The sequence below is a fragment of the Verticiella sediminum genome, from assembly GCF_007558815.1.
Lineage (GTDB): Bacteria > Pseudomonadota > Gammaproteobacteria > Burkholderiales > Burkholderiaceae_B > Verticiella > Verticiella sediminum.
On record NZ_VLTJ01000028.1, the window covers coordinates 66,396 to 91,870 of the forward strand.

Sequence of the window (25,475 nt, forward strand, 5' to 3'; positions counted from 1 at the left end):
TCAGAAGAGAAGATGGGCGAGGACGGTGCCGGCGAAGCAGCCGACACCGCAGGCCACCGGCAGCCACCAGGTGTGCGTGGCGCTGGCTGCCGGCGCGGCGTCGGATGCCCCGACCCACGGCGACGTGCCCGCCGCGGCCTGCGCTGGCGCGGCCGCGGTGGCGGATTGGGCCGGCGCCGCAAGCCGGCGCTGCACGCTCTCGAAGAAGCGCTCCGAGAACTTGCGCGCCGCGCTGTCGATCAACCGGCTGCCGAGCTGGGCGATCTTGCCGCTGATCCGCGTCTCGGCGGAATACGAGAGCAGCGTGCCGCCCTCGATGTCCGAGAGCGCGATGCGGATGCGGCCCTGCGCGGAACCGGCCATGCCGCCATTGCCCTCGCCGACCAGCACGTAGGACTCCATCGGCGTATCGACCTCGCGCCGGAAGCCGACGTCGAAGGAAGCCTTGACCGGCCCGACCGCGCTCACCAGCGTTGCGGTATAGGCGTCGTCGGCCGTGGCCTGCAGGGCCTTGCAGTCGGGAATGGTCGCACGCAGGAAGTCCGCATCGTTCAAGGCACGCCACACCGTCGCGCGATCCGCCGCGAGTGTCTTGCTGCCTTCGATCAGCATGCCTGCACCTGCGACGGCACCGGGATACCCGCCAGGCGCAGGCCGTGGTCGGCCACCCGCATGCGGTCGTTCAGGAAGCGGAAGCGGCCGAAACCCCACACCACCAGGGGACGCAGAAAGCCCAGGGCTTGCGGGCAGCCGCGCGTGAACGAGTCGTAGCGGCAGGCCCAGGCCTGCGTGCGGTCGCTGATGAAGCGCACGCGCCGCTCCCAGTCCCGCAGCGCGGCGGGCACGTCGGCGGCACCCTGCAACAGGCTCGCCAGCGCGTAGGCGTTCATCAGGGTCAGGCCCGCGCCCTGGCCCAGCGTGGGCGGCAGGCCATGGGCCGCATCGCCGAGGATGGCCACGTTGCCGACGGCCCATTTGGGGCATTTCACGATGCCGTAGGGATATTGGGTGGCGGGCGCCTCGGCAAGCTCGACGAAGAGTTCCCGCAGCAGCGGAAAGCGCCGCGACCAGTCCTCCACGTCCAGCGGCAGCCGGGCCGCCGCCTGGTCGGCGAACGGTGCCACCATATAGACGTAGGTGTGGTCCTTGCCCGCCGGCGTCACGCCGATGCGGCGGTTGCCGGACCAGTGCTCGACCGTCCTCGCCTGCGGCGTGAAGCGCCGCGTGGGAATCAGGAAGCGGTCGATCAGGGTCGGCAGCTCGGTGAAGCCGCCGCCGACGTTCAGGGACGTGCGCACGGCCGAATGCACCCCGTCTGCGCCGACCACCAGGTCGGCCTCGAACTTGCCGTTCTCGGTCAGCAGCGCGCCGCCGTGCACGCCGCGCACCCGCGAGTGGGTGCGCACCTGCACCCCGGCATCCAGGGCCACGTCGCGCAGCCCCTCGATGAGGGTCTGGCGCGCGAAGGTGTGCACGCGGGAAGCGCCCGCCAGGCGGCGCTGCTGCTTCACGGTACCGTCGGCGAACTGGATCTGCGCGAACTCGAGCTCGGTGCCGAGCGGCTGGATGCGCGCCATCACGCCCAGGTTCTCCAGCACTTCCAGGCTGTTGTTCTTGATGTAGATGCCGGCGCCGACCTCGCGGATCTCCGCGCCCTGCTCGTGCACCTGCACCTGCCAGCCCTGGCGCGCGAGCAGCGCCCCGAGCGCCAGGCCGCCGATGCCGCCACCGGCGATTTCTGCTTTGCGTTTGCTCATGATGATCTCACTCGAGAAAGTTGCCGCTCGCGCGCCAGGCGCAGTTGCATCGCGGCGCCGGACGTCAGCAAGGCGTGGATCGAAAACTCATCCCGCAGACGCTCGGCGTCCATGGCGAGCAGCGCGGCGCGCTCGTCGACCGCCAGCGCGAAGCCGTCGCAGTAGGCGGCCGGGTCGTCCAGGAAGCGCTCGGCCGCCGCCGCCTCGGTGCGCAGGCGAAACACGGCCTCGACCAGTTGGCTGCGCCGGGCCGGCAAGGCCGGGTAGATCAGGGGCTCGGCCGCCTGCGGCTCGGTCAGGTCCCAGGCATGCACGCTATAGGTGTGGTGCCAGGACGGCTCGAACGCTGCGACGAAGGGTTTGCGATTGCCCACGGCGCCTGCGGCGGCCAGCGTCATGCGCAATTCGACGTTGCCGGTGCGGTCCAGCGTCTGGCTGTCGTAGCCCAGCAGGTGCGCCAGGTTGCCGGCGCTCATCTGCTCGAAGAGCACGCGGTCGGTGTCCACGTCGGGCCTCGGATAGTGCGCCGTGCCCGGATAGTGGGACAGGCCGCCGCTCGCGATCAGCACCGCACGGCGTCCCAGGCGCTGCACCGCGCGCGCCAGCGCCTGTCCGAACGCGTGGCAGCGCACGGGCGAAGGCTGGGGCGGCACGTACGCATTCATGAAGATCGCCGTCATGGGCGTTTCGCGGTCGAAGCCCATGAATTCGTAGGGAATCGTGAAAGCCGTGGGCAGCTTCGCGCCCAGGGTGAAGGCGAGATCGAAGCCCTCCTCTTCCATGGCGCCGACCAGCGCATAGCCCATGCTGTCGTCCAGCCGCCAGGGCCCGCGGTGCTTGTGCATGCCATCGGCGACATCGGCCGCATGCACGCAGAACGGCGGCACCGAATGCGTCACGAAGTGATCGCCGTGATCGTTGGAGACGACGATGATGCAATCGGGTTCGAGGGCGCGCAGGCGCTCGCCGGCCTGCGCCATGACCTCGCGCACGCGCTCGACCTGTGCGAGGTCTTCGGTATCCGGACGCGACAGGAACTGCGGCGCGTGCGGCACAGCCGCAACGCCGACGATGCCGCTGCGGCGGGACGATGGGTGGTTCATGTCGCCAACTCCTCCAGGGATTCCGCCACCGCGCGCACCATGCCCTGGTAGCCGGTGCAGCGGCAGACGTTGCCGCACAGCGCGGCGCGGATGTCTTTCTCGTTCATAGGCACGCCGCGCGTGAGCAGGTCGTGCCCCGTCACCATCACGCCTGGCGTGCAGTAGCCGCACTGCAGGCCGTGGCAGCGGTTCAGCGCCGTTTTCAGCACGGTGGCGCGTTCATCGGTCAGCCCTTCCAGCGTGACGATCCGGGCGCCCTCGCACGAGGCCGCCAGCGTCAGGCACGAGCGCACGACCTCGCCGTCGAGCTTGACGTTGCAGGCACCGCAGACACCATGCTCGCAGCCCAGGTGCACTGAGGTCGTTCCGGCCTGTTCGCGCAGGGCATCGGCCAGCGTGACGTTGGCCTCGACGTGGAGCACGCGCTCCTGGCCGTTGACCGACAACCGTATCGCCAGCCGCGGCGCTTCCTGCGCCGGCGCGTCGAAGGTGGATTCAGACATCGACGGTCTCCTGCGCCGCGATTGCGGCGCGTATCAGGTTCACGGCGTGCCGATGCACGTCGGCCCGCCCGGCGTCCGGGCATAGCTGCCGTATCTCGGCGCTCGCGCAGTCGAACAACTCAGGACTGGCCGGCGCCATGCCGCCATCGAGCAACGCGGCGCTCTGCGTCAACGCAACGGGCTTGGGCGGGACTGCGCCCAGCCAGCAGGCCCAGGCCCCGTCGGCATCGCGCAACACCACAGCGGCACTGCTCGCGAACTCCCCCGCCCGGTGCATCAGCTTGCCGCGGCCCCAGGCCCGCAAGGCCGCGGTGCGCGCCGGAATATGGATATGCGTGAGCAGCTCGTCGATCGCGAGATCCGACTCCAGCGGGCCGAGCAGGAAGTCCTGCACCGGCAGACGGCGTACGCCCCGGTGGCTGCGCAGCTCGACTTCGGCGCCCAGGGCGCACAGAAGCAGCGGCCAATCCGCCGCAGGGTCGGCATGGACCAGGCTGCCGCCGACCGTTCCTCGCGTACGGACCGCCGGGAACGCGATCTCGGCGGCATGCGCAGCGAGCAGCGCGGCCAAGGGCGATGAGGACGCAAGGCCGGCCAGCATGGCGTGGGTGCACATGGCGCCCAGCCGCACGGAACCGTCCGGGCCGGCTTCGGGCAGGGCGCGCAGCTCGTCGATCCGGTTCAGGTCGAGCAGCACCTCGGGGCGCGCCAGCCGATAGCGCATGGTCGCGAGCAGGCTCTGTCCACCCGCCAGCGCCTTGGCGTCGCTGCCCAGCGCCGCCATCAGCGCCACGGCCTCGTCCAGCGTGCGGGCGCGGCGGTAATCGAAATACGGCAGTTTCATGCGCGCCCCTCGGCTCCGGCGGCCATCAGGCCGTCGAGCAGCTCGTCCGGCGTGATCGGCGTATGGTCGACTGCCACGCCCCAGGGCAGCAGCGCCTGGCGCACGGCGTTGGCGATCGCGGCGGGCGGCGGCACCGATCCGCCCTCGCCCATGCCTTTGACCCCAAAGGCCGAGAAGGGCGACGGCGTGCACAGGTGCACGATGGCGATCGGCGGCATCTCCATGGCGCTGGGCAGCGGATAGTCGCCGAACGTGACCGTGAGCGGTTGGCCGTCCTCGTTGTATTGCATGGACTCGTACAGTGCCTGGCCGATGCCCTGAGCCACGCCGCCCAGGACCTGGCCGTCGGCGATGAGCGGATTGACCACCGTGCCGCAATCCTCGACGACGAGGTAGTGCGTGGGCTTGACGAAGCCGGTGGCGCGATCGACCTCGACGCGCGCTGCATGCACGGCGTAGGAGAACGTGCCGGTCTCGACCTGCGGGCGGTAGAACGCCTGTATCGACATGCCGGGCTCGATGTCCTTGGGCAGCTTGTGCAACTGCACCGTGGAGATGCGCGACACCTCCGCCAGGCTGAGGCTTTCCGCAGCGCCGTGCAGCACCGCGCCCTCCAGGCGCAAGGCGTCCGGCGCGTCGCCCAGATTGGCCGCGGCGATGCGCCGCGCCTTGTCCACCAGGCGCCTGCACGCTTCGGCCACGGCGCCGCCGCCCATCACGATGGAACGCGAGGCCACCGTACCCATGCCATAGGGCGTGGCGGCGGTATCGCCCTGGCGCACGCGGATGTCGGCAAGCGGCAGCGTCGTCACCTGGGCCGCGATCTGGGCGTAGCTGGTGGCGTGGCCCTGGCCGTGCGCCAGCGTGCCGACATCGATCTCCAGGGTACCGTCGTTGTTGAGAGTGACGCGGGCGGCTTCATGGCCGTATACCGTGGGCGAGCCGCGACGGAACCATTCCTCGGTGCCGTGGCCCGCCTGCTCGACCAGCATCGCGTAGCCGATGCCCACGCACTTGCCGGGCGCGGGCGGCGGAAGATCCTTCCAAAGGCGCGCGACGTGCTCGGCGGCGGCATCGACGGCTTCGCGGTAATTGCCCGAGTCGTAGTTCAGCCCCGTGGCGGTGACGTAAGGCATCTGCTCGGGCGAGACCAGATTGCGCCGGCGTACGTCCACCGGATCCATGCCGAGCGCGTGCGCGATCTCGTCGATCAGCCGTTCCATCGCGAAGCAGCCGCCCGGGCGCCCCACGCCGCGATAAGGCCCGACCGGGCTCTTGTTGGTATAAATACTGATCGACTGGTAGCGATAGTTGCGCACGTGATAGGGCCCGAGCATGACGTTGGCCGCCATGTTCGCCTCGATCGCGCCCGTGGATGTCTTGGCGCAGTAGGCGCCCGCATCGACGATGAAGGTCGCGTCCACGGCATGGATGCGGCCGCTGTCGTCGAACCATGCGGCGACTTCCTGGTCGTGCTGCCGGCTGTGATTGCTGGCGACGAAATGTTCGTACCTGTCCTCGATCCAGCGCACCGGCCGTTCCAGCTCCATGGCCAGCGCCGTCAGCAGCACTTCCTCGGGATACAGATTGCTCTTGCTGCCGAAGCCGCCGCCCACATCCGGTACCATGACGCGCAAGTCGCTCTCGCGCAGCGCGGGGATCTGCTCGGCGATGAACGTGCGCACCAGGTGCGGGCGCTGGGTGGACAGGTGCACGTGCATCGCCCCCGTGGCCTTGTCGCGATAGGCCACGCATCCGCGCCCCTCCAGCGGGCTCGCCAGCACGCGGTCCATGCGCAGGCGGCGCTGCACACTGCGCAACCCGCGCGTCTCGGCCTCGGCCACCACCTGGTCGAATTCGCCGATCGTGCGGGCGCTGCGCATGACGAGGTTGGCGCTCAAGGACTCGTGCAGCGGCACACTGGGGTGCTCCCACTCGCTGCGCGCATCGACTACGGCGGGCAGCGGCTCGATGTCGAGCACCACCTGCTCGGCCCATTGTTCGGCCTGGGCACGGGTGGCGGCCACGACGAGCGCGACGGGCTCGCCCACGAACCGCACCTTGCCGGTGGCCAGCAAGGGATACGGCGCACCGTTGAAGCCGTCGCGCAGCAGCGCGGCGAACACTGGCACGGTCTTGCCCTCGAAATGCCGCGCATCCCATACGGCGTTCGCAGGCACCTCTTCCCCAACCTTGATGCCGCGCAGGATGCCGTGCGCCACCGGGCTGCGCACGAACGCCACTTCCAGGCAACCGGCGATGGACACGTCGGCCACGAAGGCCGCGCCCCCGGCCAGATGGCGGGCATCCTCGCGGCGCGGCACCGGGCGGCCGATCCAGGCCTGCGCCGCCGCCGAAGCCACGGGCCGGGCCTGTTCTTCGACCTGCATGAATCTTTCATTCACGACCGGCTATTGCTCCACCGTGACGTGGCCGGCCTCGATGATCCGGGCCCACTTGCCGCGATCCTCTTCCATGCGCTGGGCAAGCTCCTGCGGCGAGCCGCCGGTCGGGCGCAGGCCCAGATCAAGCAGGCGTTGCTGCACGTCGGCGCGCTGCAGCACCTCGTTGACCGCCTCGTTGAGGGTGCGCACGACCTCTGCCGGCGCATCGGCATGCGTCATCAGGACGAACCAGCTCGCCAGATCCGTATCGGGAAGGCCGAACTCCTTGAGCGTCGGCACGTCGGGCACTGTGGGAAAACGCTCCGGGCCGGCAATGGCCAGCAGGCGCATGCGCCCTTCTCCCAGTTGCGGCAACGCCGGCGCCAGGTTCTCGAAGGAGTAGTCCACTTCGCCGGCCATCAGGGCGACCACCGCTGGCCCGCTGCCGCGGTAGGCCACGTGCGTGCCCTTGAGCTTGGCGGCCTGGTTGAACCACTCGCCCGCCAGGTGCAGCGTGCTCGCGTTGCCGGCCGAACCGTAGTTCAGGAGATTCTTCTCGGAGCGCTGGCGCGCGTACTCGAGGAACTCGCCGACCGACGACACCGGCGCCGCCGTGCCGACGGCGAGAAAGGCCGGAACGTCGACGATGCCGACCACGGGCTGCAGGCTCTTCTTGGCGTCGTATGCCAGGTTCTTGTAGAGATAGTCGTTGTTGATGACCGAGGTCGTCGCGAGCAGCAGCGTGTAGCCGTCACCCGGCTGCGTGATGACATGGCGCGTGGCGATCTGCGTGCTGGCGCCAGGCTTGTTCTCGACGATGAAGGGCTGGCCGAACTTTTCCTGCAGACGCTGGCCGATCAGGCGGGCCGCGATGTCCGAACCGCCGCCCGCGGCGAACGGAACGATGATGGTGACCGGCCGCTCGGGGAACGAGCCCGCCAGCGCAGCCGAGGTGGAACAGGCGGCCAGTACGCCGGCGGCCAGCGCCGAACGCCAGGAGCCGCACGCGGCACGGAACACAACACGAAGGTCAGGCATCACAGCTCCCATTAAGGATACGAAACATTAATTACGTATACTTCATGGGATTGGATGATATCTGGTCGTGCCAGCATGTCAAGAAGAAACGCAACATATCGGACGGCCGTCCGTGCCCGCAGAGGAACGAATCCATGACCACGTGTGCGAGACTCCCGGGCGCGGCGATGGAAGGCGCTCGCAGGCAGGGGACGAGCCGGAGCGGCTGGCGCCTGGGCCCGTGCTCATGCGATCACAAGCTCGAGGTCCAACCCATCAATGGCGGCCAGCGACGCCGGCGAGAAGAAGAACAACCCCGGCATCTACGTGCGGGAGCCGTGGCCGGGCGTGTATCCGGCATGCGCGTGAGGTGCGGAGAAGGCCTACACGCTGAGGTAAAGGTCTGCCCTACGCGCTGACGCGCGCCCTCAAGGAGACGCCGGACCGCCCCGAGTTTTCTTGCCCCTCGGGGGACGGACCGGGCGCGACCCGACCCTGGAGGCGCTCCAGCAGGTGCTACTGGCGGACCAGTGGCGCCGGATCCGCGGCCTCCTGGATGGAGGCGGCGTATTTTCGGGAGGTTATCGATGGCGCGGCGCGGTGGCGCAACCCGGATGCGGACGGCCGGCCCCCCCGCCCCGGGGGCTCAGGTTTCGAGCGACACCACGGTGCGGCCCAGCAGCTCGAAATTGCGCTGCTCGCCGAAGTCCTCGGTCACGGGCCAGGGCGCGGAAAAGCGCAGCCACAGGCGCAGCATGTGTCGGCGCTGGTGGCGTTCCGTACCGTCCACGAAGCCGGTGCGCGAATGCAGCATGGTCAGGTTGTTGCAGAAGGCCATCTCGCCCGGCTGCAACATGAAGTCCACGCGCAGGTCCTCGCGCTGGGTCTGGGCGTCGAAGAAGTCGAGCGCCGCGCGCTCGACGTCGGTCAGCGGGATGCCGCGCTTGACCGCACCGGCGTTGATCTGGTTGCGGATGTAGCGGCAACTGAGCACGCCGTCGCGCACGCCGAACACCGGCAGCGGCGTGTTCGACACCCCGTTGCCGGTCAGGGCCTCTTCGCGCCGGATGTAGTAGAAGCCACGGTAAAGCAGCTCCAGGTATTCCGGATGTTCGGCCAGGATGGCGTTGTAGATCGAGACCGCGCTCACGAAGCTGCTGCGCCCGCCCGAGAGCCCCTGGCGCAGGCACATCAGGCCCACCATGTTGGCGCTGTCGGTGTGATAAGGCAGGTAGGCGCTGGTCTCGTAGCCGCGCACGTCCAACTGGCCGTATTCGCGGCCCTGGTCGAAGACGTGGCCGAGCAGGTCGCCCTTGGGGTTCTGGCCCAGCGGCTCGCCCAGGTACAGACCCAGGCCCCAGTAGATCATGCAGACTTGCTCGTCGGTGTAGTCCGCGATGTCCAGGCCGCGCAGCAGGGTGATGCCCAGCCCGTCGCGCACCTGGTCGGAGATGGCGGCGAGCCTGCCGCCCAGCTCGCGCAGGGGGAAGTCGGCCTGCCGCCAGTGCAGCATGGGCACCTGGGCCGCGGTCGCATGGGCCAGCGCGGCGGCGATCTCGCGCCGGTCGGCCGCCGTCAGTTCCGGCTGCCAGGCGTCGCTGGCGGCCAGGTCGGCGCGGGTCCAGGCCTGGGGACCGCGCAGGGGTTGTTGCCATATTCGCATGGGATGCTCCTTGGATGTGGGCGGCTCAGCGGCGCTTGGTGTCGAGGGCGTCGCGCAACTGGTCGCCGAAGACGTTCAGTGAAATCACGAGCAGGAAGATCATCGCCCCCGGCGCGATCGCCATCCACGGCGCGGCCACCATGTGGCGCTGGGCGGCGTTGAGCATGCTGCCCCAGGACGGCGCGGGGGGCTGCTGGCCGAGGCCGAGGAACGACAGCGAGGCCTCGGCGATGATCGCCGCCGCGGCCATCACGCTGCCCTGCACCAGCAACGGCGGCAGCATGTTGGGCAGGATGTGGCGAAAGGCGATGCGCAGCGGCGAGGCGCCCACGGCGCGCGCGGCCTCGACGTAGTCCTCGGCGCGGATGGTCAGGGCGGCCGCGCGGGTCAGGCGCAGGAACACCGGCAGCGCGGCGATGCCGATGGCGATCATGGCGTTCCACAGGTCCGGGCCCAGGAAGGCGGCCAGGGCGATCGCCACGATCAGAAAGGGCACGGCCAGCATGGCGTCGGTCAGGCGCATGACCACCGCGTCGATCCAGCCGCCGGCATAGCCGCTGATCACGCCCAGCGGCACGCTGAAGACCAGCGCCACGATCACCGGAATGATGCCGGCCAGCATGGACGTGCGCGTGCCCCAGATCAGGCGCGAGAAAACGTCGCGGCCGACTTCGTCGGTGCCCATCCAGTGCTCCCAGGACGGCGGCAGGCGCACCCGCATGAAGTTGGACTGCACCGGGTCGTAGGGCGAGATCAGCGGCGCCAGCAGGGCGATGGCGACGAACAGCAGGATCAGCGCGCCGGCCACGAGCGCGACCGGGCGGCGCGCGAGCCGGCGCACGACGGTGCGCAGCCGGCCGTTGGCGCTGCGTTCGGCCGGCGGCGCGCCGACGGCAGCGGGGGTGGGGGCAATGGCGCTCATCGGCTCAGCTTCGCAGACGGGGGTTGATCACGAAATACAGGATGTCGGCGAGCAGGCTCGCCAGCACGAACAGCACCGCCGACACCAGGACCAGGCCCTGCACCACGGCATAGTCGCGGTACAGCACGCTGTCGACCAGCAGCTTGCCGAAGCCGGGGATCGAAAAAATTTGTTCCGTCAATACCGCGCCCGCGAGCAACTGGCCGAACTCCAGCGTGCCCATGGTCACTACCGGGATCAGGGCATTGCGCAGGGCGTGGCGCAGGACCACGCGGCGCTCGGTGAGGCCCTTGGCGCGCGCCGTGCGCACGTAGTCGGCGGTGAGCGCCTGCACCATCGAGCTGCGCGTATGCCGCATCAGCACCCCGGCGATGCCGGTGCCCAGCACGATGGACGGCAGCACGAAGCCGAGCAGGCTGCGCGCGGGGTCTTCCCGGAACGGCACGTAGCCCGAGGCGGGGAACCAGTTCAGGTGCACCGAGAACGCGAGCACCAGCAGGATGCCGAGCCAGAAGTTGGGCACCGAGATGCCCGACAGGGCGAAGCCGCTGGCCACCGTGTCGACCGCCGAGCCCTTGCGCGCGGCGGCGGCGATGCCCAGGGGCACGCCGATCGCCACCGCGATGGCCATCGAGGCGATCGCCAGTTGCAGGGTGATGCCGATCTTGCCCAGCAGCAATTCGGTCACGCCCATGTCGTTGCGCATCGATACGCCCAGGTTGCCCTGCACTGCGCCGACCAGCCAGTGCCAGTACTGCATCAGCACGGGCTGGTCCAGGCCGTACTTCTGCCGGATCTCGGCGAGCACGGCGGCGTCGACGTCCTCGCCGGCCATGGCGAGCGCCGGATCGCCCGGCAGCATGTGCTGCAGCATGAAGACGAGCACCGACAGGATGAGCACCGTCGGCAGCAGCAGGACGATGCGTTGCCCGATGAAAGCGAGGAATCTCATAAAGGGGTTCAGTCCCAGTTTTCCCATAGCGTTGGCGTCACACACGACGCAGGCAAGTACGCCGCCCCAGCCGGGGCACCGCGGAGCCGGCTTTGCCGGTCCGCCAGTGCCGCCCCCTGGGGGGCGCGCGTCAGCGCGTAGGGGGGGGCATCTTCATGCCCTTGACGCGGATCGTGCTGTCCGGGTGCGGCACGAAGCCTTGCAGGCTGGAACTCACGCCGGTGAAGGTGCGGCGGTGCCAGAGGATGGAGGCGGTGACGTTCTCGGCCAGGATGCCGTTGGCCTGCTGGTACAGCTTGCGCCGCTCGTCGGCGTCGTTGGTTTCGCGGGCCTTGTTGAGCACGGCGTCCAGTTCCTCGTTGCAGTACTTGGAGTCGTTCTGCGGGCCCTGGCAGGACACGTGCGAGAACATGTTGCCGTCCGGGTGCGGGCGTCCGCTCCAGAAGCTGAACACCGCCTCGAACTGGCCGCGCCGCGAGTTCTGCAGCATGACCGCGTTCTCCTGGGTTTCCAGGCGCATGGTGATGCCCGCCTCGGCCAGCATGGCCTGCACGAACTGCGCGGCCTCCTGACGCTCGCGCTCGGCCGGCACCAGCAGGGTGAAGGTCAGGTTGGGCACGCCGGCCTCGGCGAGCAGGCGGCGCGAGGCCTCGACGTCGCGCGCCGGCACCGGATGGGCCTGGTCGTAGTACTGGCTCTGCGGGCTGACGAACTGATTGCCGGCCAGATACTGGTCGTTGAACAGCGCCTTGACGATGGCCTGCCGGTCGATCGCCAGGTCGACCGCCTTGCGCACCCGCACGTCGCTGAAGGTCTTGGCCATCGCGCCGTTGTTGCTGTTGTAGCGGATGTGGTGATAGCCCAGGTCGGGCGCGGACACGACCTTGACCCGCGCATCGCCTTCGAGCTGTGGCAGGTCGGTCGGGGTGAGCCGCTCGGCGATATGGATCTCGCCCGAGCGCAGGGCCGAGAGCCGCACGGTGGAGTCGCTGATCGGCAGGTATTCGACGCGGTCCGGGCCGCCCGGGGTGGGGTCCCAGTAGTCGGCGAAGCGCTCGACCACGATGCGCCCCTGCGGCACGCGCTCGACGAAGCGGTACTCGCCCGCGCACACCGGCGCGGTGCCGAAGCGCTCACCCAGCTTCTGCGCCGCGGCCGGCGCGACCATCATGCCGGCGCGCTCGGCCAGGTTGACCAGCACGATGCTGGCCTGCGGGCTTTTCAGACGCACGCGTACGGTCTGCGGGTCGACCACCTCGACCGAATCGACCGCGGCGAGTTCGGTGCGGCGAAACGACCCGGAGGTGTTCATGTGGCGGTCGAAGTTGAAGCGCACCGCCTCGGCGTCGAAGGGTTCGCCGTCGTGGAACTTCACGCCCTCGCGCAGGCTGAGGGTGAACGACATGCCGTCGTCGGCGACCTCGTAGCCGGTGGCCAACTGCGGCACCAGGGACAGGTCGTCGGCCGACACGTCGAACAGCTTGTCGCAGATCGCGGTCATGGGCTGACGCCCGCTCGCCAGACGGTTCACGGTCGGGTCCAGGGTATCGGGGTCTTCGTTGATGCCGATGCGCAGGACACCCTGCGCATGGGCGGCGAAGGAGGCGCACAGGAAAAGAGCGGCGGCAAGAGCAGCGGGGCGGAAGTGGCGCATCAACGGACTCCAGTTGAGGAAAGCGGGGCGACTTCGGGCACGATGGGTTGCCGGAAGCGTTCGAGCAGACGGGCCAGGCGCGGCGGCGGCGGGGCGGTCAGCGACGGGCTCAGCCCGGGCCAGGGCGGCAGGTCGCGCCAGTGGTGGCAGGCGCTGGCGTGGCCGTCGCCGTCGCCGGACAGCCTCGGCGCCTCCTGCCGGCAGCGCGCCGTGGCGTAGGCGCAGCGCGGATGGAAATGGCAGCCTTCGGGCGGGTTCAGCGGGCTGGGCAGGTCGCCCTGCAGCACCGTGCGCGGCCGGTTCTCGGGCTGCAGCGTGGGCACCGCATCCAGCAGCGCCCGCGTGTACGGATGGCGCGGCGCGGCGAACATGGCGCCGGTGGGCGCGGTCTCGACCAGCTTGCCCAGGTACATCACGGCCACGCGGTGCGCCACGTAGCGCACGGCCATCAGGTCGTGCGAGATGAACAGCATGCCGACGCCGGTGCGCAGCTGCAGGTCGCGCAGCAGGTTGAGCACTTGTGCCTGCACCGATACGTCCAGGGCGGACACTGGCTCGTCGCAGACCAGCAGTTGCGGGTCCAGCGCGAGCGCGCGAGCGATGCCGATGCGCTGGCGCTGGCCGCCGGAGAACTCGTGCGGGTAGCGGTGCATGTGCTCGGGCTTGAGCCCGACCATGCCGAGCAGGTCGGCGACCCGGCGGTCCACGCCGGACAACATGTCGACCCGGTGCACGATCAGCGGCTCGGCGATCAGTTCGCGCACCGTCATGCTGGGGTTGAGCGAGCTGTACGGGTCCTGGAAGACGAGCTGGATGTCGCGCCGGCGGCTGGTCATGGCGGCGCGGTCCAGCCGGGTCAGATCCTCGCCGCGGAACTCCACGGTGCCCGAGCTGGCTTCGATCAGGCGCAGGATCAGCCGGCCGGTGGTCGACTTGCCGCAGCCGCTCTCGCCGACCAGGCCCAGGGTCTCGCCGGCGGCGATGTCGAACGACACGCCGTCGACGGCGGCCACACGGCCGCGCTTGCCGAACAGGCCGCCGACCGGGTAGTGCTTGCGCAGCTCGCGCACGCGCAGCAGCGGGGCGCCGGCCGGGTTGGTGGAACCGTGCCCGCCCTGGGGCGGGCGAAAGGGTATGGGTGTGGCCATGTCTATACGACCTCCAGCGGCGCCATGTGGCAGGCGGCCAGATGGCCCTCGGCCAGGGATTGCAGCGGCGGCTCGGCGGCCTCGCAGGGCGCGGTCGCGAACGGGCAGCGCGGGCGGAACACGCAGCCGGCAGGCAGGCGGCGCAGGTCGGGCACGGTGCCGCGGATCGCCGCCAGCGGCCGGTCGCCGGGCTCGGCGCGCGGCACCGCGCCGAGCAGGCCGACGGTGTAGGGGTGTTCCGGATGTTCCAGCACGCGGGCGGCGGGGCCGCGCTCGACCACGCCGCCGGCGTACATCACCGCGATCTCGTCGGCGAGCCCGGCCACCAGGCCGAGGTTGTGCGAGATCAGGATGATCGAGGTGCCGCGCTCCTGCTGGATCTCGCGCAGCAGCTCGACGATCTGCGCCTGCACCGTGACGTCCAGGGCGGTGGTCGGCTCGTCGGCGATCAAGAGGCGCGGGTCGCACGCCAGCGCCATGGCGATCATCACGCGCTGGCGCATGCCGCCGGACATCCGGTGCGGGTACTCGTCCACGCGCTTCTCGGGCGAGGGGATGTGCACCTGCCGCAGCAGTTCGATGGTGCGCGTGCGGGCCTCGCGCCGGCTGACCGGCTCGTGCGCCAGGATGGCTTCCATGATCTGGTCGCCGATCGTGAACGCCGGGTTCAGCGAGGACATGGGCTCCTGGAAGATCATGGCGATCGCGCGGCCGCGGTAGGCACGCCGTTCGTGCGCGGACATGTCGAGCAGGTCGCGGCCTTCGAAGCGGATGCGCCCGGCGGTGATGCGCGCCTGCGGATGCGGCAACAGGCCCATCACGGCGAGCGAGGTCACGCTCTTGCCGCTGCCGGATTCGCCGACCAGGCCCAGGCAGCCGCCGGCGGGCAGGTCGAAGCTGACGCCGCGCAGCGCCGGCACGGTGCCGTTCTCGCCGTCGAACGCCACGCTCAGCGCGTCTACCTGGAGGATGGGCGTGCGCACCAGGCGCAGCGCGGCCGCGCAGGTGCCGCGACAGGCCCCGCCGCAGGTACAGTGCGCGGGCGCGCCGCGGGGCGCGGCCTGCGGATCGCGGGCGGGCGGGCCGGACGGCGCGGGCGTATGGGCGTCGGCTGCGCGGACGCGGCCCGGTGCACTGTTCATTCGACTGCCCTCCTGTCGCTCGCTCGCCATCCTCCCCGCAGGAGGAATCGCGCCCCCTTCGGGCGGCCGTGCGGGGACGCTCATTGCCCGTCTCCCAAAGTCGCCCGCCCGTCGGCCGCGGTGGCGCCCGCGCCGGCGGGACCGACGATGAAGGGGTTGACTTCGAGTTCGACCAGCCGCTCGCCCAGGTCGTGGGCGAGCCAGCCGATGCGCACCATGGCGTCGCACACGGCATCCACGTCCAGCGCCGGCCGGCCGCGCGCGCCGTGTAGCAGCGGCGCCAGGCGCAGGCCGGCGAGCATGCGCCGGGCGGTGTCGGCGGTGACCGGCGCCGGCGCGATGGCGACGTCCTCCAGCACCTCGACGAACACGCCGCCGAAGCCGGCGAGCAGCACCGGGCCGAACGAGGGATCGCGGCGCGCGCCGACGATGATCTCGGCCTCGCCGCGCGCCATCTCCTGGATGGAGAAGCCTTCGATGCGCGCCTGCGGCGCCAGGTGCGCCACGCGTTCCAGCATGAGCCCGGCGGCGGCCCGGACCGCCGCGGCGTCGGCCAGGCCCAGCGCCACGCCGCCCACGTCGCTCTTGTGCGCGATGTCGCGCGAGACGATCTTGAGCGCCACCGGAAAGCCCAGCCCGGCGGCGGCCTCGGCCGCGGCGGCGGCGGTGGGCGCGGCGGCGGCCTCGCGGGTGGCGGCCACGCCGTAGGCGCGCAGCGCGGCCTTGACCTCGGATTCGGTCAGCGCGCCGGCGGGCAGCCCGGCGCAGGCGGCCGGCCCGGGCACGTCGTCCGGCCGGGGAATGCGGCCGGCCGGCGGCGTCATGCGCAGGCGGTCGTGCTGCGCGACCAGGGCGAGGGCGCGCAGCGCGTCCTCGAAGCCGTCGAAATACGGCTGGTCGATGGCGCGCAGCGCGGCGCGCACGTCGTCGATGGCGCGGCCCGGCGTGAGCGCGAAGAAGCACGGCTTGCCGCTTTCGCGCGCGGCCGCGGCCATGCGCTGCGTCTGCTCGACCATGAACGGCATCGAGGTGAGCACGAACACGCCGTAGTCCACCGCCGGGTCGGCCAGCAGGAGCTGCGCGGCCGGCACGGTGATGTCGACCGATTCGGGCAGCTTGCGCCCGCCCAGGTCGATCGGATTGTCCGCCTGCGGCGGCAGCAGCAGTTCGCCCAGTCCCGCGCGGGTGGCGTCGGCGAGTTCGGCCATGTGCAGCCCGGCTTCGGTGACGCGGTCGCTGGCGATGCCCGCGCCCCCGCCGGAGCCGGAGAACACGCCGACCCCGCCGGCGCTGCGCCGCTGCGGATGGCGCACCAGCATGTCGGCGGCGCGCACCATGGCGTCGGGGTCGCCGGCCAGCACCACGCCGGCATCGCGGCAGACCGCTTCGAGCACGTCGAACGCGCCGGCCAGGCTGGCGGTATGCGAACGGGCCGACTTCATGCCGGCGTCGGTGCGGCCGGTCTTGACCATCAGCAGCGGCTTGCCGGCCGCGCGGCAGGCGAGCGCGGCGGCGCGAAAGCGCGGGCCGTCCTTGAAGCCCTCGACGTACATGCAGATGGCGCGCGTGCCGGGGTCCTCGACCATGAACTCCAGGAAGTCGCAGATCTCCAGGTCGGCCTGGTTGCCCAGCGATACGCAGTGGCGAAAGCCGATGCCGTCGGTGCTGGCGCGGTCGAACACCGAGACCATCAGTGCGCCGGACTGGCTGATCATGCCGATGCTGCCGGTGGGCAGCGGCGCGTCGGTGTCGAGCACGATCGACGAGCACAGCGCCATGTGGTGATGCGGCACGATCAGGCCCATGCAGTTGGGGCCGACCAGGCGCATGCCGTGGCGCCGGGCGATGTCCACCATTTCGGCCTGGCGCGCGGCGCCTTCCTCGCCGGCCTCGGCAAAGCCGGTGGAGATGACCACGCAGCAGCCGACTCCGGCCACGGCGGCGGCCTCGATGTGTTCGACCAGCGTGTCGCCCGGCACCGCCAGGATGGCCACGTCCGGCGGCTGCGGCGTGTCGCCGATGCTGGCGTAGCAGGCGCGCCCGAGGATGTCGGCGCGTGCGCGGTTGATCGGCACGAGGGTGCCGGCGTAGCCGTGCTGGACCAGGTGGTGCATGATGCGGCCGCCGAACTTGGCCCGGCTTTCCGAGGCGCCGATCACGGCGATCGAGCGCGGTTCGAGGATGCCGGCGATGGACAGGCGGGGTGCGGCCGGCGATTGCGGCGAGGTAGTCATGATCGATCCGTTCATGCGAAGGCGGACATGCCGAGGGTTTCGCGGCCGATGATGAGCCGCTGGATGTTGCCGGTGCCGTCGATCGCCGCGAGCATGGCGGCGTCGCGCCAGCAGCGCTCGACCTGGGCGTCCTCGGCGGTGCCCCAGGCGCCCATGCATTCCATCGCCGTCTGGCTCACGGCCAGGGCGGTGTCGACCGCGTAGGACTTGGCCATGGCCACGTCGCACGGCGAACGCCCGCCGGCGTCGAGCAGGGCGAGCGCGTTCAGGCACAGCAGGCGGGCGGCCTGCACGCGGGTGGCGGCGTCGGCCAGGGCGACCTGGATCGCCTGGAAGCGGCCGATCGGCCGACCGAAGGCCACGCGCTCGCGGGCGTAGGCCTGGGCAAGCTCCAGCGCGCGGCCGGCCAGGCCGGCCGCCTGGATGCCGATGAAGGCGCGCGAGGCCTCGATGCCGCGGTGGAACTGCTCGCCGCCCACGCCGGCCTGGCCGAGCAGGTTCTCGCGCGGCACGCGGCAGTCCTCGAACACGATCTCGGCCAGCGACAGTTGGCGCAGGCCGACGGTGGCGATGTCCTCGCTGTGCCAGGGCGAGACGTCGCGTTCGAGCACCAGGCGCGAGAGCCCGCCGGTGGCCGCGTCCTTGACCATCAGCGTGATGAGGTCGGCGGTGCTGCCGTGCTTGAGCCAGCGCTTGCGGCCGTTGATGACGTAATGGTCGCCGCGCAGTTCGGCGGTGGCGGTGAAGGCGCGCATGTCCGAGCCCGCCTGCGGCTCGGTGATCGCGGCCGTGCCGATCCAGTCGCCGGCAAAGAGCTGCGGCATCCAGCGGCGCTTCTGTTCCTCGCTGCCCAGGTAGTTGATGGTGCGCGGCGGCACCACCTCGCTCAGCAGCAGCGGGCCGCGCGCCAGAGCCTCCAGCAGGATGCCGTAGGCCACGTAGCTCAGCCCGGCGCCGCCCAGCTCGCGCGGGATGGTGCTGCCTAGGTAGCCCAGCGGCGCGAGCGCGCGCAGGCAGGTGCGCAGGTCCTGCGCGGACATGCGCGCGCCCGGCGGCGTGGCCGCGCACAGCGGAGCCACCACGCGCTGCACGACATCGGCGGCGGCTTCCTGCAATGCCCCGGTCGCCGGGGTGTCGAAGATGGTAGCCGGCATCAGCAGCCCCGGAACACCGGCTGGCGCTTCTCGCGGAAGGCCGCGATGCCTTCGCGCATGTCGGCCGACGCGCCGCCGATGTCCGACCAGTGGGTTTCCAACGCCTGCGCGGCCGCCGGCGTATACATGTACTGCGCGCGGATGGTTTCCTTGATCGCCTTGAAGGTGATGGGCGCGCCGCCGGCCACCCGCTCGGCGATGCGCGCGAGTTCGGCGTCGTAGTCCTCTTCCGGGATCACGCGGGTGACCAGGCCCATTTGCAGCGCCGCCTCGGCGTCCAGGTCCTCGCCCAGGATGAGCAGGTCGAGCGCACGGTTGCGGCCGACGAAGTGGGTCAACCGGGTCAGGCTCATGCCCCAGCTCGGGATCACGCCCAGGTAGGCGTCGCCGGTGCGGATCCGGGTCGTGGTGGAGGCCAGCCGCACGTCGCAGGCCAGCCCGATGGCGAAGCCGCCGCCCACGCACCAGCCGCGCATGGCCGAGATCACCGGCTTGGGAAAGGCTTCCAGGCGGTCCACCACCGCGCGTCCCAGGTCGCGGAAGCTGTCGCCGGCGGCGAGGGTGTTGTCGGCCTTCAGATCGGCGCCGGCGCAGAACGCCTTGGTGCCGGAGCCGGCCAGCACCACGCAGCGGGTCTCGCCGCGCTCTTCGAGGTCGTCCAGCGCGGACAGCACCTCCATCAGCAGCCGGGGCGTCACCGCGTTGACGGGCGGGCGCGAGAGCACGATGGTCGATACGCCGCCGCGATGCTCGACGCGGATGTCTTCGTAGGTCATGGCATTCCTTTGGGGGGTTGTCCGGTCAGGCGAGGCCGCCCTGGGCCATCATGCGCTGAAAGCGCCCGGGCTCGGGACGCGCCAGGCCGAGGTTCTCGCGCAGCGTCGAGCCTTCGTATTCCTCGCGGAACAGGCCGCGCCGCTGCAGTTCGGGCACCACCTGCTCGACGAAGATCTCGAGCTGGGCGGGGAAGTACGGCGGCATGATGTTGAAGCCGTCGCAGCCGCCCTCGGTGAACCAGCGCTGCATCAGGTCGGCCAGTTGTTCCGGCGTGCCGACGAAGTTCTGGTGGTTGCGCGAGCGCGCGATCAGGCGAGCGCTCTGGGTGATGTTGAGCCGGTCGTGCTCGATCTTCGCGAGCAGGGTCTCGGCGCCAGCGGTGGGTTTCTTGGCGCTGCGGATGGCTTCGACCGGCAGGGGGCCGTCCGGGTCGTATTCGTATAGCGAAAAGCCCAGGTTCTCGCTGAGCATCCACAGGCCGACCTCGGGGTGCACGAGCTCGCCGATCTCGTCCTCCAGCCGGCGCGCCTCGGCCTCGGTGGAGCCGAGCAGGGGCGAGAGCCCCGGCATGATGACGACCTCGTCGGGCCGGCGGCCGTACTTGGCCATGCGCGCGTGGGTGGCGGTGCGAAAGTCGCGCGCGGTCTGCAGGTCGCTCTGCGCGGTGAACACCGCCTCGGCTACCAGCGCGGCGAATTCCAGCCCGGGCGGCGAGCCGCCGGCCTGCACCAGCACCGGCCAACCCTGTACCGGGCGCGGCAGGCGCAGCGCGCCGCCGACCTGGAAGCTGTCGCCGCGGTGCTCGATCGGGCGCACCAGCGCCGGATCGCAAAAGCGCCCGCCGGCCGCGTCCCTGACCAGGGCGGCGTCGTCCCAACTGTCCCACAGCCCGGTGCACACGTCGAGGAACTCGCGCCCGCGCACGTAGCGGTCGGCCTTCTCCATGGCCTGCTGGCGGCTGAAGTTGAGGGCCGCCTTGTCTTCCCAGGTGGTGACCACGTTCCAGGCGGCGCGCCCGCCGCTGACGTGGTCCAGCGTGGCGTACTTGGCGGCGATCGCCGCGGGCTCGTGGTAGGTGGTCGACAGCGTGCCGACCAGGCCGAGCTTTTCGGTCACCCCGGACAGCACCGAGAGCAGGGATACCGGGTCCAGGTTGGAGATGGCCTGCCGGCCGAAGAAGCGGCCGTTCTTCTCGCGGGTGAACAGGGTGTCGCCGACGAAGAGCAGGTCGAACTTGCCGCGTTCGGCGAGCTGCGCCATCGTGCGGTAGTAGTCCAGTCCGCTCAGCCCCGCGGCGTCCACGCTGGGGTGGCGCCAGCCGGCGATGTGATGGCCGCCGGGATAGATGAACAGACCCAGGTGCAGTTGCTTGGGCATTACGCGGCCTTGCGGGAGTAGCGGTTGAGCGGGCGCGCGAGCCCCAAATGCTCGCGCAGGGAGGCGCCTTCGTAGGCGGTGCGGAACAGACCGCGCTGCTGCAGCAGCGGCAGCACGGCGCCGGCCAGGGTGTCGAGGTCTTCGGCCAGCACCGGCGGCGCGACGTTGAAGCCGTCGCAGGCGCCCACGGCGTGCCATTCGGCCATCAGGTCGGCCAGCCCGGCCGGCGTGCCGACGTAGCGCAGGCCGGGCAGCCCCGGCGCGTCGGGGCCGGCCAGCGCGTCGAGCTGCCGCGCGCGCTCGGCGGCGGCCTCGTCCGACCCGGCAAGGATCGGGCTGACGGTGGCCAGCACGCGCGGCGAGCCTGCCGTGCGGCCGCAGGCGGCGGCGCGCGAACGCAGGTCGGCGGCGAGCGCGGCGGCTTCGCCCGGCGCGCCGCAGGAGGCCAGGACCACGTCGGCGAAGGCGGCGGCCAGGCCGCGCCCTTGTTCCGACATATCGTCCATGACGATGACCGGATGGCCCTGGCGCGGGCGCACCGCGGTAAGCGGGCCGCGCACGGTGAAGTACTTGCCGGCGTGGTGGATCGGATGGATCCTGTCGCTGTCGGCATAAACGCCGGCCGCCTTGTCGGCGACGACCGCTTCGTCCTCCCAACTGTCCCACAACTGCATGGCGACTTCGATGTATTCGCGGGCGCGCTCGTAGTGGCCCTGCGCGTCGAGCTGCGCGACATGGGCGTGCCGCGGGTCCGCGCGGCCGGCGCCGCGCAGGTCGACCAGCCAGGCGGCGCGGCCGGCCGACAGGTTGTCCAGAACCGAGAAGGCGCGCGCGGTGTGAAAAGGCTCGGTGTAGGCCACCGGCACCGAGGCGCCCAGGCCAAGGTGTCCGGTGCGCGCCACCAGCGAGCCGATCAGCGGCAGCGCGTCCGGGTTCAGGGTGTCCGACGCGCCGTCGCCCGGCACTTCGTCGCGTGCGGGAGGCACGAAGAACACGGCGTCGAGCAGGCCGGCCTGGGCGCGCAGCGCCGGCGCGTCGTAGCGCGGCAGGCCGCCGGCTTGCGCCGCCGGGGACGACACCCGCCAGGCCGCGGGATGATGCCCGTGGCCGGCGATCGATAGGGTGAGATGCATACGACTGGAGCCCCGTTGAGCATTGCAGAAACCGAGGCGGGGCGCGAGTCCGCCCGCCGCCTGTGCGACAGAGTTCGTGCAAAATCCATGCCATTCGCCCTTTCCCGCAGCCCCGCGCCACCCTGCAAACCGCATGCGCCCTGGCTCGCGCGATACGCAACAATGAGGTATGCCACTTAAATTGCCGCCGCCGCGGCGCGGCCGGCCGGCCGCGTGCACGTTATTGGACCGCGGTTGGCGCCCCACGGGAGAGCGCGGTTGCACTTCGATGATGCGTTATGTGGCATACCACGTAATACGGCACCCCGGAAAGCGCCCGGCGGGGCCGGCAGCGACGGGCGCGGCGCCCAGCCTCGAGGGGTCACGAGACCGCGAAAATACCAAACTGAGTGGTATGCCACTGGTGTCGGCGAGTGATCGGGCAGTGCCGCCCGTTCGCTGCTGCGACATCGGCGGGCAGCCCGCCTGCCGACGCCGGTCCCGCGCTGGAAAGATTGGCATGGACATTGCTCGATGAACCGCCGTGGCTCGGCGGCGGGCCAAGATCCTTCCAATTGTTGGCAACTTACATCATGAGACTGGACGACCCTGAATCCCTGCCCTGGCGCGGCGATCTGCCGCCACGCGAGGAGTATCGCAACGCCATGGCGCGGCTGGGCGCCGCGGTCAGCATCATCACCACCGACGGCCCGGCCGGGCGCGCCGGCTTTACCGCCTCGGCCGTGTGCAGCGTCACCGACGAGCCGCCCACGCTGCTGGTCTGCCTGAACCGCTCGGCTTCGGTCTATGCCGCCTTCAAGGAAAACGGCGTGCTGTGCGTCAATGCGCTCGCGGCCGGGCAGCAGGCGCTGTCCTCGCTGTTCGGCGGCAAGACGCCGATGGCCGAGCGTTTTGCCGCGGCGAACTGGGGCAGCCGGCTGACCGGCTCGCCGGTGCTGGCGGGAGCGGCCGTGTCCTTCGACTGCCGCGTGGCCGATGTGGCCCGCGTGGGCACCCACGACGTGCTGTTCTGCGAAGTCCGGGCCGTCGCCACCGGCAGCACGCCGCACGGCCTGATCTATTTCGAGCGCCGCTACCACGACATCATGGCGCCGTCCTGCTAGGGCATGTTGGCACGCCCCGGGGGCTGTATCGACACCCGGCGCCGGGGCGCGGACGTCCCGGGCGTGCCGGCCGGGCGGCCCCGCCCGCGGGGGGCGGCAGCCGGACCCGGGGACTTGTCTATGCCGCGGCCGGCGCCTCGTAGCGGCTGCGCGGACGCTCCAGCCCGAGGTTGTCGCGCAGCGTGCTGCCCTCGTACTCGGTACGGAACAGGCCGCGCTGCTGCAGCACCGGGATGACCTCGTCGACGAATTCGTCGAGCCCGCCGGGCAGGTAGGGCGGCTGGATCAGGAAGCCGTCGACGCCGTAGGCCTCGAACCAGTCCTGCAACTGGTCGGCGACCTCCTCGCCGGTGCCGATCACCGTGCGCTGGCCACGCGCGCCGGCAAAGCGCTCGTAGAGCTGACGGATGGTGAGGTTTTCGTTGCGGGCCCAGCCCAGGACGTTCTTGAACTGGGTCTGGCCGGTCTCGGTGTTCATGGCGTCCAGTTCCGCCGGCAGCGGGCCGTCCACGTCGCAGCCGGACAGGTCGTAGCCACCCAGCGCGTTGGACAGCAGTTCCAGCCCCACCTTGGGGTGGATGAGCGATTGCAGGTACTGGTGCTTTTCGAGCGCCTCGGCGCGCGTGCGGCCGATGACGGGGTTCAGCCCGGGCATGATCTTGAGCTGGTCGGGCCGGCGGCCGTACCTGGCCATGCGGCCTTTCACGTCCTGGTAGAACGACTGCGCGGCCTCCAGCGTATGCAGCGGGGTGAATACCGCCTCGCACAGGCGCGCGGCCAGGTCGCGTCCCGGCGGCGAGCCGCCGGCCTGGAACAGCACCGGGTGCCCCTGCGGCGGGCGAGCGGCGTTCAGTGGGCCGCGCACCGAGAAGTACTTGCCCACATGATCCAGCGTGTGCAGCTTGGCCGGATCGAAATACAGCGCATTGGCGCGGTCGCGCACGAAGGCGTCGTCGTCCCAGCTATCCCACAGACCGCGCACCACTTCCACGAACTCGATCGCACGGTCGTAGCGTTCGTCGTGTGGGTACTGTACCCGGTCGAAGTTCGCCGCGGCGGCGTCGCCGCCCGAGGTGACGACGTTCCAGCCGGCGCGTCCGCCGCTGATGTGGTCCAACGAGGCGTATGCCCGGGCCAGGTTGTACGGTGCGCTGTAGCTGGTCGAGGCGGTGGCCACCAGCCCCAGGTGGCGGGTCGAGGCGGCGATCGCCGAGAGCAGCGTGATCGGCTCGAAGTACACGGTGTACTGCGGCCATCGGCTGAGCACTTCCATCGGCGCGTCGCGCACGGCCAGCCCGTCGGCGAGGAACATCAGGTCGAAGCGCCCGCGCTCGGCGGTCTGGGCGAGTTCGACGTAGTGCCGGCAGTTGGTGCCGGCGTCGATCTGCGCGCCCGGGTGCAGCCACGAGGCGACGTGATGGCCGGTGGGGTGGAAGAACGCACCGAGCTTCATCTGGTCAGGGCGGCGGTTGGAACGCATGGCTATCTCCAGGGTAAGGGCGAGGCTTGCGCTTGGGCCGTGGTCAATGAACGGTATCGTCCGCCGGCGGGACCGGCCAGGAGCATTCCGGGCGCCACCACAGCGGGATGCGGCTGCCTTCGGCGGCGTCGGCCAGCGCCGAGACCGACGCGCGGATGCGCAGCTCCTGGCCGGCGTGCTGGGCGATGATCAGCGCGGCCGAGCCCAGGTTGAGCACGCTGCCGACCTGGGCCGTGAGGGTATTGGCCGCCTGCCCCTCGGGCGGCTGGCCGATGTGCATGTCCTCCGGCCGCACCAGCACGCAGGCGCCGCCGGCCTTGTCCGCAAGCAGTTGGTGCGAGGCGCGGATCTGCAGGCCGCCGTCGGCCAGCAGTTCGTCCGGCGCGGCGCCGACGCGGCCGTCGAAGATGTTGCTGTCGCCGATGAAGGTGGCCGCGAAGCGGCTGGCCGGCCGGGCGTAGACGTCCAGCGGCGTGCCGACCTGTTCGATGCGCCCGCGGTTGAACACCACGATGCGGTCCGACAGCGTCATGGCCTCGCTCTGGTCGTGGGTGACGTACAGCGTGGTGATGCCGACCTGGCGGTGGATGCGGCGCAGTTCGATCTGCATCTGCTCGCGCAGGTTCTTGTCGAGCGCGCTCAACGGCTCGTCGAGCAGCAGCAGCTTGGGTTCGTAGACCAGCGCGCGCGCCAGCGCCACGCGCTGCTGCTGGCCGCCGGAAAGCTGCTTGGGCAGCCGCCCGGCCTTGTCGGCCAGGCCGACCAGGGCCAGCACGCGCCTGACCTCGGCGTCGATGCTGGCCGCCGGGCGCCGCCGCACCTTCAGCGGGAAGGCGACGTTCTCGGCGATGGTCAGGTGCGGGAACAGGGCGTAGTTCTGGAACACCATGCCGATGTCGCGCTGGTTGGGCGGCACGTGCTCGACGTGCCGCCCGCCCAGCAGGATGCTGCCTTCGGTGGGTTCCTCGAAACCGGCGATCATCATCAGCGTGGAGGTCTTGCCCGAGCCGCTGGGCCCGAGCAGGCTGATGAATTCGCCGTCCTGGACGTCGAGCACGGCATCGATCACCGCCTGGACGGTGCCATAGCGCTTGGAGACGCCGACGAGTTGCAGGTGTGACATCGGAT

Annotated in this window: 21 protein-coding genes; 1 reads left to right on the forward strand and 20 read right to left on the reverse strand. The window is 70.7% G+C overall.

Annotated elements, in window-relative coordinates; genetic code table 11:
- The 18 genes from FOZ76_RS14025 to FOZ76_RS14110 form a co-directional block, all read right to left on the reverse strand.
- On the reverse strand, positions 1-612 hold the full coding sequence (locus FOZ76_RS14025; RefSeq protein WP_143948895.1) for an SRPBCC family protein: 612 nt from the start codon (positions 610-612) through the stop codon (positions 1-3).
- Positions 606-1,757, reverse strand: coding sequence for an FAD-dependent oxidoreductase (locus FOZ76_RS14030; protein ID WP_143948896.1), 1,152 nt, complete (start codon positions 1,755-1,757; stop codon positions 606-608). The genes FOZ76_RS14025 and FOZ76_RS14030 overlap by 7 nt, the downstream gene beginning before the upstream one ends.
- Positions 1,754-2,860, reverse strand: coding sequence for a DODA-type extradiol aromatic ring-opening family dioxygenase (locus FOZ76_RS14035; RefSeq protein ID WP_143948897.1), 1,107 nt, complete (start codon positions 2,858-2,860; stop codon positions 1,754-1,756). Before FOZ76_RS14035 ends, FOZ76_RS14030 begins: the two co-directional genes overlap by 4 nt.
- Entirely contained in the window at positions 2,857-3,363 is a 507-nt protein-coding gene (locus FOZ76_RS14040; protein ID WP_143948898.1) for a (2Fe-2S)-binding protein, read from the reverse strand. The genes FOZ76_RS14035 and FOZ76_RS14040 overlap by 4 nt, the downstream gene beginning before the upstream one ends.
- Positions 3,356-4,207, reverse strand: a complete 852-nt coding sequence (locus FOZ76_RS14045; protein WP_143948899.1) for an FAD binding domain-containing protein — start codon at positions 4,205-4,207, stop codon at positions 3,356-3,358. The genes FOZ76_RS14040 and FOZ76_RS14045 overlap by 8 nt, the downstream gene beginning before the upstream one ends.
- Positions 4,204-6,597, reverse strand: a complete 2,394-nt coding sequence (locus FOZ76_RS14050) for a xanthine dehydrogenase family protein molybdopterin-binding subunit (RefSeq protein ID WP_143948900.1) — start codon at positions 6,595-6,597, stop codon at positions 4,204-4,206. Before FOZ76_RS14050 ends, FOZ76_RS14045 begins: the two co-directional genes overlap by 4 nt.
- 21 nt (positions 6,598-6,618) lie before the next feature.
- Entirely contained in the window at positions 6,619-7,629 is a 1,011-nt protein-coding gene (locus tag FOZ76_RS14055) for a Bug family tripartite tricarboxylate transporter substrate binding protein (RefSeq protein ID WP_170235443.1), read from the reverse strand.
- 625 nt (positions 7,630-8,254) lie between these two features.
- Positions 8,255-9,271 carry a TauD/TfdA family dioxygenase gene (locus FOZ76_RS14060; RefSeq protein ID WP_143948902.1) on the reverse strand — a complete coding sequence of 339 codons (1,017 nt, stop codon included), beginning with the start codon at positions 9,269-9,271 and terminating at the stop codon, positions 8,255-8,257.
- A gap of 25 nt (positions 9,272-9,296) precedes the next feature.
- Positions 9,297-10,193 (reverse strand): ABC transporter permease, encoded by an 897-nt coding sequence (locus FOZ76_RS14065; RefSeq protein ID WP_143948903.1) that lies wholly within the window; start codon positions 10,191-10,193, stop codon positions 9,297-9,299.
- Positions 10,194-10,197: 4 nt separating this feature from the next.
- The gene (locus FOZ76_RS14070; protein ID WP_143948904.1) at positions 10,198-11,145 is read right to left on the reverse strand and encodes an ABC transporter permease; all 948 of its coding nucleotides are present in this window, start codon (positions 11,143-11,145) and stop codon (positions 10,198-10,200) included.
- 130 nt (positions 11,146-11,275) lie between these two features.
- Positions 11,276-12,799 carry an ABC transporter substrate-binding protein gene (locus FOZ76_RS14075; protein ID WP_143948905.1) on the reverse strand — a complete coding sequence of 508 codons (1,524 nt, stop codon included), beginning with the start codon at positions 12,797-12,799 and terminating at the stop codon, positions 11,276-11,278.
- Positions 12,799-13,947, reverse strand: a complete 1,149-nt coding sequence (locus FOZ76_RS14080; protein ID WP_143948906.1) for an ABC transporter ATP-binding protein — start codon at positions 13,945-13,947, stop codon at positions 12,799-12,801. The genes FOZ76_RS14075 and FOZ76_RS14080 overlap by 1 nt, the downstream gene beginning before the upstream one ends.
- Before the next feature lie 2 nt (positions 13,948-13,949).
- The gene (locus tag FOZ76_RS14085) at positions 13,950-15,089 is read right to left on the reverse strand and encodes an ABC transporter ATP-binding protein (protein WP_246129507.1); all 1,140 of its coding nucleotides are present in this window, start codon (positions 15,087-15,089) and stop codon (positions 13,950-13,952) included.
- Positions 15,090-15,169: 80 nt separating this feature from the next.
- Entirely contained in the window at positions 15,170-17,323 is a 2,154-nt protein-coding gene (locus tag FOZ76_RS14090; RefSeq protein ID WP_170235444.1) for an acetate--CoA ligase family protein, read from the reverse strand.
- Positions 17,324-17,334: 11 nt separating this feature from the next.
- Entirely contained in the window at positions 17,335-18,477 is a 1,143-nt protein-coding gene (locus FOZ76_RS14095) for an acyl-CoA dehydrogenase family protein (RefSeq protein WP_143948908.1), read from the reverse strand.
- Positions 18,477-19,253: an enoyl-CoA hydratase/isomerase family protein gene (locus FOZ76_RS14100; protein ID WP_143948909.1), complete on the reverse strand. Its 777-nt coding sequence runs from the start codon at positions 19,251-19,253 to the stop codon at positions 18,477-18,479. Before FOZ76_RS14100 ends, FOZ76_RS14095 begins: the two co-directional genes overlap by 1 nt.
- Before the next feature lie 25 nt (positions 19,254-19,278).
- Complete coding sequence (locus FOZ76_RS14105) at positions 19,279-20,631, reverse strand: LLM class flavin-dependent oxidoreductase (RefSeq protein WP_143948910.1); 1,353 nt, start codon at positions 20,629-20,631, stop codon at positions 19,279-19,281.
- On the reverse strand, positions 20,631-21,764 hold the full coding sequence (locus FOZ76_RS14110; protein WP_170235445.1) for an LLM class flavin-dependent oxidoreductase: 1,134 nt from the start codon (positions 21,762-21,764) through the stop codon (positions 20,631-20,633). Before FOZ76_RS14110 ends, FOZ76_RS14105 begins: the two co-directional genes overlap by 1 nt.
- Positions 21,765-22,336: 572 nt before the next feature.
- On the opposite strand from FOZ76_RS14110, the gene rutF reads away from it, so the two are divergent.
- Positions 22,337-22,867, forward strand: a complete 531-nt coding sequence (rutF, locus tag FOZ76_RS14115; RefSeq protein WP_143948912.1) for an NADH-dependent FMN reductase RutF — start codon at positions 22,337-22,339, stop codon at positions 22,865-22,867.
- 118 nt (positions 22,868-22,985) lie between these two features.
- Here the strand turns inward: rutF and FOZ76_RS14120 are convergent, their stop codons facing one another.
- Positions 22,986-24,347 carry an LLM class flavin-dependent oxidoreductase gene (locus FOZ76_RS14120; protein ID WP_246129508.1) on the reverse strand — a complete coding sequence of 454 codons (1,362 nt, stop codon included), beginning with the start codon at positions 24,345-24,347 and terminating at the stop codon, positions 22,986-22,988.
- Between the two features lie 43 nt (positions 24,348-24,390).
- A complete protein-coding gene (locus FOZ76_RS14125; RefSeq protein WP_246129510.1) occupies positions 24,391-25,470 on the reverse strand; it encodes an ABC transporter ATP-binding protein in 1,080 nt (359 codons plus the stop codon).
- Positions 25,471-25,475 lie beyond the last annotated feature (5 nt).